We start from the raw sequence: 1,695 nt of genomic DNA, 5'->3' as shown, positions 1-1,695 counted from the left end.
CGGTCGAGACGGCGCAGTCGCTGGCCGACCGCGCCGGCGACATCCTGCGTAACTTCGAGGGCGCCGACCAGCGGCTGAGCATGCGCATCGGCGAATCCGCCGAAGCGCTGGCCGCCCGCGCCTCGGACCTTGGCCGCATCTTCGACGCCGCCGACCAGCAGCTGATCTCGCGCATTGCCGAGGGTTCGGACGCGCTGTCGGCACGCGCCACCGAGATCAGCCGCATCTTCGACGAGGCCGATCACCGCTTGGTGTCGCGCATCGCCGACTCCACGTCGACGATCGGCGAGCATGCCGACAACATCGTCGGTGCCTTCGCCAGCACCGAGCAGCGCGTTGCCGAACGCGCACGCCAGACCGGCCAGGAACTTGCCGTCCACGCCCGCGAGATGGAGCAGGCTCTTGCCGGCGCCGATGAGCGGCTGGCCGCGAGCGTTGCGTCCGCAGCTTCGCGCGTCGAGGAACAGGTCGCCAACGTCGAGAACCGCCTTCTTTATACGACGGAGACGATGGGCCAGAAGCTCAACGAGCAGGTTTCCAGCGCAGAAGCTCAGCTGATCTCGCGCGCCAACACGATTGCGGAGACTTTTACCGCGGTCGGCCAGCACATCGGCCAAAGCACCAACGACGCTGCCAAGACAATCGGCACCAATACCCGCGAGCTCAACACGATGCTGGCGGCGCGTTCGGCCGAGATGGCGAAGATCCTGGACGAAACCGCGCGGCCGCTGGTCGAGCGCTTCGCCCAGGGCGGCTCGGAACTGCAAAAGAGCATGGAAGAGGTCACCGAACGCGCGACCGAGAAGCTGCGCAGCGAAAATGCCGCCCTCGTCAACGCGCTCGCCAGCCGCACCGCCGAAACGCTGTCGGCCGTCGAAGGCGCGCGCTCGTCGCTCGCCGATAGCGTCGCCGACCTCATCGGCCGCATGAGCGTCTCCAGCTCGCAGCTTGGTGAGCTGATCGAACAGGCGGCGATCAACCTCGGCCAGGTTGACGAACGTCTGAGCGGCAGCACGCAAAGCTTCGCGGCAACCACCGAAAAGGCCGCGCAGACCTTCGCCAGCTCGGCACGCCTGGTCGATTCGAACACGACGCGGCTTACCGAACTGTCGTCGTCGACCCTGCGCGAAGTGGCCTCGATCGCCACCAAGTTCGACGAGCACAGCCGCTTGCTGTCCTCGGCTTCGGATCTGTTGAGCTCGGCGCAGAGCAATCTGGAGCACACGCTTGAGCGGCAATCGTCGCTCGAAGATCTCGCCGTCGGCCTGGTCAAGAAGTCGGAAGACCTCGAGAAGGTGATGCGTTCGTTCGAAAACCTTGTCGGCCAGACGATGCAGAATGCCGAAGGCAAGACGCTGGCATCAGCCGACAAGATCCGCATCGCCATAACGGAAGTGGTCGATTCGGCAACCAGCCGGTTCGCCGATGCGACCGAGGAGATGCGGCGCACCGCAAGCTCGATCAAGAGCGAGCTCGACCTCACCCGCGCCGAGCTCAAGAAGGGCGTCATCGAGATGCCGGAAGAGGCCAAGGAATCGACCTCGGCGATCCGCCGTGCCGTTGCCGAGCAGATCAACGCGCTCAAGGAACTTTCGGATATCGTTGCGAAATCGGGACGCGGCGGCGACAATGCCGAACCGCGCGCCCTGCGCCCGGCGCCGCAGGCGCCAGTGCAGCGCCCGGCCGAGCCGGTAC

Annotated in this window: 1 pseudogene; it reads left to right on the top strand. The window is 65.8% G+C overall.

Annotated features, from left to right (window positions below):
- A pseudogene (locus X726_RS137270) lies at positions 1-1,695 on the top strand (kinesin); the annotation flags it as partial.

It is taken from the genome of Mesorhizobium sp. LSJC285A00 (genome assembly GCF_000503155.1).
GTDB lineage: Bacteria > Pseudomonadota > Alphaproteobacteria > Rhizobiales > Rhizobiaceae > Mesorhizobium.
This window is presented reverse-complemented; position numbering and strand designations above follow the sequence as displayed.